The sequence below is a fragment of the Methylobacterium sp. WL18 genome (assembly GCF_008040015.1).
Lineage (GTDB): Bacteria > Pseudomonadota > Alphaproteobacteria > Rhizobiales > Beijerinckiaceae > Methylobacterium > Methylobacterium mesophilicum.
Genome location: NZ_VRVD01000193.1, coordinates 1 through 7,929 on the forward strand (window position 1 = coordinate 1; position 7,929 = coordinate 7,929).

Annotated in this window: 12 protein-coding genes; 8 read left to right on the forward strand and 4 right to left on the reverse strand. The window is 67.4% G+C overall.

What is annotated here, in order from left to right; translation table 11 throughout:
- Positions 1–96: 96 nt before the first annotated feature.
- On the reverse strand, positions 97–327 hold the full coding sequence (locus FV228_RS14965; protein ID WP_147855349.1) for a hypothetical protein: 231 nt from the start codon (positions 325–327) through the stop codon (positions 97–99).
- A 325-nt stretch (positions 328–652) separates the two neighbouring features.
- Here FV228_RS14965 and FV228_RS14970 point away from each other — a divergent pair, with 325 nt between their 5' ends.
- The 7 genes from FV228_RS14970 to FV228_RS15000 all read left to right on the forward strand — a co-directional run bounded on the left by FV228_RS14970 (position 653) and on the right by FV228_RS15000 (position 5,745).
- The gene (locus FV228_RS14970) at positions 653–1,750 is read left to right on the forward strand and encodes a serine hydrolase (protein ID WP_238262665.1); all 1,098 of its coding nucleotides are present in this window, start codon (positions 653–655) and stop codon (positions 1,748–1,750) included.
- Positions 1,751–1,895: 145 nt separating this feature from the next.
- Positions 1,896–2,504, forward strand: a complete 609-nt coding sequence (pth, locus tag FV228_RS14975; RefSeq protein WP_147855350.1) for an aminoacyl-tRNA hydrolase — start codon at positions 1,896–1,898, stop codon at positions 2,502–2,504.
- A gap of 41 nt (positions 2,505–2,545) precedes the next feature.
- Entirely contained in the window at positions 2,546–2,779 is a 234-nt protein-coding gene (locus tag FV228_RS14980; RefSeq protein WP_092045367.1) for a hypothetical protein, read from the forward strand.
- The gene (locus tag FV228_RS14985) at positions 2,769–3,218 is read left to right on the forward strand and encodes a PIN domain-containing protein (protein ID WP_147855351.1); all 450 of its coding nucleotides are present in this window, start codon (positions 2,769–2,771) and stop codon (positions 3,216–3,218) included. The genes FV228_RS14980 and FV228_RS14985 overlap by 11 nt, the downstream gene beginning before the upstream one ends.
- A 9-nt stretch (positions 3,219–3,227) precedes the next feature.
- Positions 3,228–4,325 (forward strand): redox-regulated ATPase YchF, encoded by a 1,098-nt coding sequence (gene ychF, locus FV228_RS14990; RefSeq protein WP_147855352.1) that lies wholly within the window; start codon positions 3,228–3,230, stop codon positions 4,323–4,325.
- 33 nt (positions 4,326–4,358) lie between these two features.
- Positions 4,359–5,348: a MaoC/PaaZ C-terminal domain-containing protein gene (locus tag FV228_RS14995; RefSeq protein ID WP_147855353.1), complete on the forward strand. Its 990-nt coding sequence runs from the start codon at positions 4,359–4,361 to the stop codon at positions 5,346–5,348.
- An 82-nt stretch (positions 5,349–5,430) separates the two neighbouring features.
- Positions 5,431–5,745: a hypothetical protein gene (locus tag FV228_RS15000; RefSeq protein ID WP_147855354.1), complete on the forward strand. Its 315-nt coding sequence runs from the start codon at positions 5,431–5,433 to the stop codon at positions 5,743–5,745.
- On the opposite strand, the gene FV228_RS34215 is transcribed toward FV228_RS15000, so the two are convergent.
- From FV228_RS34215 to mtnA, 3 genes are read right to left on the reverse strand one after another with little or no spacing between them, the layout of a single operon-like run.
- Entirely contained in the window at positions 5,687–5,920 is a 234-nt protein-coding gene (locus tag FV228_RS34215; protein WP_348645056.1) for a type II toxin-antitoxin system RelE/ParE family toxin, read from the reverse strand. The genes FV228_RS15000 and FV228_RS34215 overlap by 59 nt on opposite strands.
- Before the next feature lie 54 nt (positions 5,921–5,974).
- A complete protein-coding gene (locus tag FV228_RS15010) occupies positions 5,975–6,202 on the reverse strand; it encodes a hypothetical protein (protein ID WP_147855355.1) in 228 nt (75 codons plus the stop codon).
- Positions 6,203–6,257: 55 nt separating this feature from the next.
- Positions 6,258–7,358 (reverse strand): S-methyl-5-thioribose-1-phosphate isomerase, encoded by a 1,101-nt coding sequence (gene mtnA / locus FV228_RS15015; protein ID WP_147855356.1) that lies wholly within the window; start codon positions 7,356–7,358, stop codon positions 6,258–6,260.
- Between the two features lie 165 nt (positions 7,359–7,523).
- Here mtnA and FV228_RS15020 point away from each other — a divergent pair.
- Positions 7,524–7,929: DNA translocase FtsK 4TM domain-containing protein (locus tag FV228_RS15020; RefSeq protein ID WP_187277760.1), on the forward strand; the 406-nt coding region annotated here is incomplete at its 3' end.

Consider the following 7,929-nt stretch of genomic DNA (forward strand, 5'->3'; position numbering starts at 1 on the left):
TTTTTTTCAAGCCCAACACGGCAAACGCGATGCATCGTAGTCACGGGGGCCCGGTGTTGTGTATAAGTCCCAGCTGACGGGCGGCGCCCCCCGGCCTCAGTACCGCGGCAGGGCGTTGGCCGGGCCGCCGGCATGCGGGCCGGCGTAGCGATAGGCGAAGGCCCGCGCGGACGGGGTCCGATCCTGCTGCATCAGGTTCCCGTTGCCGACCCAGCCCGAATAGGCGGAGGCCGGGTATGGCGAATGCTTCGAGTCCAGCCCCTGCGCCAGGGCCGGCGTGGCCGCGGCGGCGAACAGGGCGGCGGCGGCGAGCATGCGACTATTCATGACGATCTCCTCGTGTCTGCGTCTGACTGCGACGGGAAGTGATCCGGTCAACCGTGTCGGGTGAGGAAGATCGTCGGTGCGGCGGTCTTGATCGCTCGGGCTTTGCTTGGCCGAATGTGACCTCTCAACGTGGATACTCTGCCGCCGGTTCGACCGATGCCGTGCGCTGGCGCACGAGAGGGATCGGATTTGTTGGGAATGCCGGGCTTCGGCTGGATTGATCGACCCGCCCTTTCCGGAATCGAGCAGTGGGTCGATGCATAAGCATCGGTGACTCTCGGTTAACCTGTTGCTATAATCTCAGATTACGAGCGACTTTTTTACGATGCCTGATGGCCCCTACATCGAACAAATCGATCATCATGTTCAAAATAAATACCATGCGCAAATTTGCACGTTTATTATGATCAAGTACTTAGCCCAAAAATTTGTGTTCCTCCTCGGATTGTTTGCAACCTTGATGGCCTCGCATAGCGCGGCTGCACAAACTTGGACGCTCAAGGAGCCGAAGACCTCCGGATGGAGGAACGATACGCTGAGCACGCTCGCCACAGACCTTCACAACGAGGCCGTCACGGCGTTTCTGGTCGTTCAAGACGGCAGCATCGTCGGCGCTTGGGGTGACACGTCGCGCAAGGTCAATGTTGCGTCCATTCGAAAAAGTCTGCTGAGCGCCCTGTACGGAAGCCTTGTCGCGGACGGAAAGATCAGCCTGACGCAGACGCTCGCCGAACTCGGCATCGACGACGAGCCGGCGCTGACCGTCGCCGAAAAACGCGCGACGGTGCGGGATCTCCTGATGTCGCGATCCGGCGTCTATCACGCGGCCGCGTATGAAACCGCCGACATGCGTCGCAAGCGTCCCCCACGTGGCAGCCACGCTCCAGGGGCGTTCTGGTACTACAACAACTGGGATTTCAACGCCCTCGGCTCAATCTATCGCCAGGCCGCAGGCGAGACCATCTTCGACGGCTTCGCCAAGCGCATCGCCGCCCCCATCGGAATGGAAGACTTTTCCGCCTCGGACGGGCGCTCCGTCGGCGCGCCGACATCCCGGCACCCGGCATACCGGTTCGATCTCACCGCCCGCGACTTGGCACGTTTCGGCCAGCTCATCCTCGACGGCGGCCGATGGAAGGATAGGCCAGTCATCCCCGCGTCTTGGGTCAAGAATTCGACGAGCATTCATTCAGGCACCGATCATGACCCACTGGGCTACGGCTACCTCTGGTGGATCCTCCCCGAGGATCGCTTTGGTCCCGGTGCGGCGTTGGCGTCCGGTTACGGCGGGCAGAAACTCGCGATCATACCGGCCAAACATCTCGTCGTGGTGCAATTGATCGTGACGCGGGACGGTCCCCACCGCGATCGAACCAGCCAATTCCTTGACCGGTTGAGCCGTCTGATGGCTGCGGCTCCATGATAACTCCGGTCGGAGGACACCACACCCTGACGCGCCGCGCGCGCCTAGGAGCGGGGATGCGTCGCGCGGGGAAGCGTGCCACAGACCGCCCCGCAATGGATGCCCCGTGAGCGGGTATGAACCGGATCGCGCCAGGAACCCTGCCATGCGGTTGATCGTCGGCCTCGGAAACCCGGGTTCGCGCTACGCGAACAACCGGCACAATATCGGTTTCCTGGCCATCGACGCGATCGCCCGCCAGCACCGGGCGAGCCCGTTCCGGCACCGCTTCCAGGGCGAGGCTGCCGAGGTCGTGCTGGGCACCGAGCGGGCGATCCTGCTCAAGCCCTCGACCTTCATGAACGAGTCCGGGCGCTCGGTCTCGGAGGCGCAGCGCTTCTACAAGATCCCCTTGAGCGACGTGATCGTGCTGCACGACGAACTCGACCTCGCCCCGGCCAAGCTCCGGGTGAAGCTGGGCGGCGGCAATGCCGGCCATAACGGCCTGCGCTCGATCACCGCCCAATGCGGCAACGACTACCGCCGGGTGCGGCTCGGCATCGGCCATCCCGGCGACAAGGCGCAGGTGCACGCCTACGTGCTCAACGATTTCGGCAAAGCCGAATTGCCCTGGGTCGAGGATCTCTGCCACGCGGTGGCCGACCACGTCGGCCTGCTGGCGGCGGGCGAGGATGCGAGCTTCCAGAACAAGGTCCATCTCGCCATGGCCGGCCGGGGCTGGGACGCGGTGAAGACGCTGGGTTCCAAAAATTGACACGAAAACACGAGGACACGATATAGGCGGCGGAGGCTGCGATGAAGAACGTCACCGTGACGATGAGCGAGGCCCTGCTGCAGCGGGCGCGTGTCGCCGCCGCGCGCGACGGCAAGAGCCTGTCGCGGTTCGTCGCCGAAGCCGTCGAGCAGCGCGTCGGCCGGCCGCTGACGCAGCGGGAGGCGCTCGAACGCTTCCTAGCCGGGCCGCCCCTCCACGTTCTGGACGAAAACGGGAAGGCTCCGACACGAGACCAACTGTACGATGACGACTGATCTTGTCTTCGTCGATACGAACGTTTTCCTGTATGCCCGAGACGACCGCTTTCCGGATAAGCAACGCACGGCGACGCACTGGCTCGCCACGCTCGCGGCTCGCGAGGCCCTCGTGGTGAGCCCGCAGGTGCTCGGCGAAATCCACAACGCGATCCTGCGCAGGAAGGTCGTCGTGGAGGGCGCGGAGCTGCGGCGCATGACGACGGAGTTGCAACCGTTCTCGCAGGGCGCGACAGATGTCGAACTGATCACGCTGGCGTGGTCGATCCGGACCGAGACCGCCTTTCAGTGGTGGGATTGCGTCATCCTCGCAGCCGCGATTCGCGCCGGGTGCCGCTATCTTCTATCGGAGGATTACCAGCACGACCGCACGGTCCGCGGCACCACCATCCTCAATCCTTTCACGGTCGGCCCCGAGGCCGTCGTGACCGAACACTAGGACCGATCCATGGGCTTCAAATGCGGCATCGTCGGCCTGCCGAACGTCGGCAAGTCGACCCTGTTCAACGCGCTGACGCAGACGGCGGCCGCCCAGGCGGCGAACTACCCGTTCTGCACCATCGAGCCGAATGTTGGCGAGGTGGCGGTGCCGGATCCGCGCCTGGACGACCTCGTCCGGATCGCGAGCTCGAAGGAGAAGATCCCCACGCGGCTGACCTTCGTGGACATCGCCGGGCTGGTGCGCGGCGCCTCCAAGGGCGAGGGCCTGGGCAACCAGTTCCTGGCCAACATCCGGGAGGTCGACGCCATCGCCCACGTGGTCCGCTGCTTCACCGACGGCGACGTCACCCATGTCGAGGGCAAGGTCGATCCGGCGGCCGATATCGAGACCATCGAGACCGAGCTGATGCTGGCCGATCTCGACAGCCTGGAGCGCCGGGCCGTCGCCCTGGAGAAGAAGGCCAAGGGCGCCGACAAGGAGGCCAAGGAGAGCCTCGACCTCGTCAACCGCGCCCTGCCGCTGCTGCGCGAGGGCAAGCCCGCCCGCCTGGTCGAGCGCAAGCCGGACGAGGAGAAGCTGTTCCAGTCGCTCGGGCTGATGACCGCCAAGCCCGTCCTCTACGTCTGCAACGTCGACGAGGGGGATGCCGACAAGGGCAACGCCTATTCGGATTCGGTGTTCGCCCGGGCCAAGGCCGAGGGCGCCATCGCGGTGGTGGTCTCGGCCAAGATCGAGAGCGAGATCGCCGTGATGCCCGAAGCCGACCAGGCCGAGTTCCTGGAAGCCGTGGGGCTGACCGAGCCCGGCCTCAACCGGGTGATCCGCGCCGGCTACGATCTGCTCGGCCTCGTGACCTACTTCACGGTCGGCCCCAAGGAGGCCCGGGCCTGGACGATCACCAAGGGCACCCGCGCGCCCGGCGCCGCTGGCGTGATCCACTCGGATTTCGAGAAGGGCTTCATCCGCGCCGAGACCATCGCGTTCAAGGACTACACCACGCTCGGCGGCGAATCCGGTGCCCGGGATGCCGGCAAGCTGCGGCTCGAGGGCAAGGACTACGTGGTGCAGGACGGCGACGTGCTGCATTTCCGCTTCGCGAACTGAGCCCCCTCCCCTGACGCACTGGACGAGGCTGCCATGCCGGACCCCGCGATCGAGGACTTTTCCGTCGGCGACGTCATCGTCGGCGAGCCCCTGACGGTCAGCCGCGACGCCATCGTGGGCTTCGCGCGGGCGTTCGACTTCCAGCCGTTCCACCTCGACGAGGCGGCCGCGGAGACGACCTTCGTGGGCCGGCTGATCGCGTCGGGCTGGCATACGGCGGCGCTGGGGATGCGGCTGCTCCAGCAGGGGCCGTTCAAGGGGGGCTCGTCGCTGGGCGCGCCCGGGATCGACGAGCTGCGCTGGCTGGCGCCGGTCCTGCCCGGGGACGCCCTGACGCTGACCTTCCGGGTCGTCGGGATGCGGGACTCGGCCTCGAAGCCGGGGCTCGGCTTCGTGACGGCCGAGGTCGCCCTCGGCAACCCGCGGGCTGAGACGGTGCTGACCCAGCGCTTCACCTTCATGCTGGCCCGCCGCGGCACCGATCCCCTGCCGCCGCGCCCCGTGGAGATCGGCGAGCCGGGGCCGGTGGCGGAGCCGGAGGATGCCGAGATCCTGCCGTTCCTGCGGGATGCCGAGATCGGCCTGGTCCGCGATCTCGGCGCCTACCCGTTCAGCGCCGCCGCCATCGTGGCCTTCGCCGAGGCCTACGACCCGCAGGCGTTCCATCTCGACGAGGCCGCGGCCCGGCGCAGCCATTTCGGCGGCCTGTGCGCCTCCGGCTGGCACACCGCCGCCGCCTACATGAACCGGCTGCTCACCACCCGCGCCCGCGACGCCGCCTACACGGCGAGCCGCGGCCCGGTCCCGGAATCGGGCCCCTCCCCGGGCTTCAAGAACCTGCGCTGGCTCAAGCCGGTCTACGCGGGCGACACGGTCCGGTTCAGCACGAAGCTCACCGACAAGCGCGCCTCGGCGTCCCGCCCCGGCTGGGGCCTGGCGTTTGCGCGCAACACCGGGGTGAACCAGCGCGGCGAACCGGTTTTCTCGTTCGACAGCACGGTGTTCCATCGCTGGGAGCCGTGAGGCACGGCCTCGCGGTTCTCGACGTCCACCTCCGATTGCAACGCCATGGGCCGTGGTTCGAGGATCAGGCGGAGGTCAGCCGATGACGGATTTACTCGAGAAAGCGGTTGCGGCCGTGCGGCAGATGTCGGCGGACGATCAAGATGCCATCGCCCAGGCTATGCTCAGCATGGCGAAGATCGCGGACTCGCTCGAGATCGAGCCCGAACACGTGGCCGCCGTCATGGCTAGCCTGGAACAGGCTGATCGCGGGGCGTTCGTCGAGGGCGAGGCCAGCACGATCATCGCTCGGGCCTTCGCCTGCGTTGCGTCTGCTCAGCCATCGATATCCGCATTCGTCACGCATCCGGCATCGAACCGGGATCGCGGGCGCTGTGGCGAACGGCATGAACGATGATGGCCGCGTCCGTGACTTCGTAGAAGATCAGGTAAGGATAAGGGATCGTGGTCAGGCGGCGAATGGTCGGATCGTCGGTTTGCTGTCCGAGCATCAGGTAATCTGCAAGCCGCTCCAATGCGTCCTTGATCCGTCGCCGGACATGCCGGGCACCTTCCGGCGATCGAGCCTCGATATATTTCGGTCAGCGCGGCAAGGTCGGTCAAAGCAGGACGGGTGAAGCGAAGTTTCACAGGCCGTGCTTCGTCCAGATCGCCCTCACTTCCTCGTCCGTCGCGAACTCGCCTCGCGCTGCCGCCGACTTCGATGCGGCGATGGCATCCCGTTCTTCCCGCATCAGGATGACGGGCTCGGCCTCATCGCTGGCGAGATTCAACAGCATGCGCGCGAACGCATCTTGCGTCTCCGGGGGAAGCGCGCGGACACGCGCGATGGCCTGATCGAAAAGCTCAGTCATGCGCTCATCATGCACATGATCGCCACACACACCATGCCGCCTCCCAAGCCCCCCTTCACGCCGCCTTCCGGCGCTCCGGGTACAGCCCGTACAGCCCCTCTTCGGTGGCCGCGCAGATGCCGCGCTCGGTGATGATTCCGGTCACCAGCCGCGCCGGCGTCACGTCGAAGGCGGGGTTGGCCACCGGGCTTCCGGGAGAGACCACCTCGATCGTGGCGAAGCCGCCCTCGGCCAGGCGGCCGGTCATGTGGGTGACCTCGCGGCCGTCGCGCTCCTCGATCGGGATCTCCTTGACGCCGTCGTGGAGCGTCCAGTCGATCGTCGAGAACGGCAGGGCGGCGTAGAACGGCACGCGGTTGTCGTGGGCGGCCAGCGCCTTCAGGTAGGTGCCGATCTTGTTGCAGACGTCGCCCGACGCCGTGGTCCGGTCCGAGCCGACGATGCACAGGTCGACCCCGCCGTGCTGCATCAGGTGGCCGCCGGCATTGTCGGCGATCACCGTGTGGGGCACGCCGTGGCCGTGGAGCTCGAAGGCGGTGAGCGCCGCGCCCTGGCTGCGCGGCCGGGTCTCGTCCACCAGCACGTGCACCGGCACGCCCCGCTCGTGGGCGGCGTAGATCGGCGCCAGCGCGGTGCCCCAATCCACCGTGGCCAGCCAGCCGGCGTTGCAGTGGGTCAGCACCGTGACCGGCCGCCCGCCGTTCGCCGTGTGCAGGTCGGCGATGATCTGGCCGCCATGGGCGCCGATCGAGCGGCAGCTCGCCACATCCTCCTCGGCGACGCGGCCGGCTTCCGCGAAGGCGTGTGCGAAGCGCTCGGCCGGCTGGATCTGCCGCAGGTTGCCGGCGACCCGGTCCAGCGCCCAGCGCAGGTTGATCGCCGTCGGGCGCGTCGCGGCGAGCACCGCCACCGCCCGGTCGATCCCCTCCATCGAGGGATCGGCCCGCATGGCGAGCGCCAGCCCGTAGGCCGCGGTGACGCCGATCAGCGGCGCGCCGCGCACGATCATGGTGCGGATCGCCACCGCCGCGTCGTCCAGCGTGGCGAGGCGCTTCAGCTCGAACGCGAAGGGCAGGCGGGTCTGGTCGATCACCTGGACGCTGACGCCGTCCGGGTCCGGGAAGATCGTGCGATAGGGTTTTCCGTCGATGTTCATGGCGGTTTCTGTGCCATAGCGGGGCGGTTTTTGCACCACCCCACGCCCGGCCCCGCCCGCTCCGGACCCAGCGCGACCCCGGGTCAGGCTTCCTCAACCTTAGCAGGTCGTTAAGGCCGGCGTGACTAGCCTCGGGTCAGAGTCCCCGTTCGCGTCCGGTCCCGCATGCGCTCGCTTCGCCGTCCCGCGTCGCCCTACGACACCTACGTCGACAGCGTTCGCCCCTTCCTGGGCAAGCGCTTGACGGAGCTCGGAGGGCTCGTCCTGTTCACCGGCGCGGTCGCGCTCACCGTGGCGCTCGCCACGTGGTCGATCGACGACCCGAGCCTCAACCACGCCACCGACCACCCGGCCCACAACGTGCTCGGCCAGCCGGGCGCCGTCGTGGCCGACCTCGCCATGCAGATCCTCGGTCTGGGTGCCCTCGCGTTCGTGCTGCCCCCCGTGCTCTGGGGCGTCCGGCTGATGCGCGAGCGCGACCTGCCCCAGGGCGGCATGCGCCTGGCGCTCTGGATCATCGGCTTCTGCGCCGCGAGCGCGGTGGCGAGCGCCCTGCCGCCCACCGCCCGCT

Excerpts from the sequence above, each read along its gene's own strand:
- FV228_RS14970 (WP_238262665.1), top strand. The coding sequence starts at position 653 with ATGCCTGATGGCCCCTACATCGAACAAATCGATCATCATGTTCAAAAT.
- FV228_RS14965 (WP_147855349.1), bottom strand. The coding sequence starts at position 327 with ATGAATAGTCGCATGCTCGCCGCCGCCGCCCTGTTCGCCGCCGCGGCC.
- mtnA (WP_147855356.1), bottom strand. The coding sequence starts at position 7,358 with ATGAACATCGACGGAAAACCCTATCGCACGATCTTCCCGGACCCGGAC.
- FV228_RS15010 (WP_147855355.1), bottom strand. The coding sequence starts at position 6,202 with ATGACTGAGCTTTTCGATCAGGCCATCGCGCGTGTCCGCGCGCTTCCC.
- pth (WP_147855350.1), top strand. The coding sequence starts at position 1,896 with ATGCGGTTGATCGTCGGCCTCGGAAACCCGGGTTCGCGCTACGCGAAC.
- FV228_RS15000 (WP_147855354.1), top strand. The coding sequence starts at position 5,431 with ATGACGGATTTACTCGAGAAAGCGGTTGCGGCCGTGCGGCAGATGTCG.
- FV228_RS14985 (WP_147855351.1), top strand. The coding sequence starts at position 2,769 with ATGACGACTGATCTTGTCTTCGTCGATACGAACGTTTTCCTGTATGCC.
- ychF (WP_147855352.1), top strand. The coding sequence starts at position 3,228 with ATGGGCTTCAAATGCGGCATCGTCGGCCTGCCGAACGTCGGCAAGTCG.
- FV228_RS14995 (WP_147855353.1), top strand. The coding sequence starts at position 4,359 with ATGCCGGACCCCGCGATCGAGGACTTTTCCGTCGGCGACGTCATCGTC.
- FV228_RS14980 (WP_092045367.1), top strand. The coding sequence starts at position 2,546 with ATGAAGAACGTCACCGTGACGATGAGCGAGGCCCTGCTGCAGCGGGCG.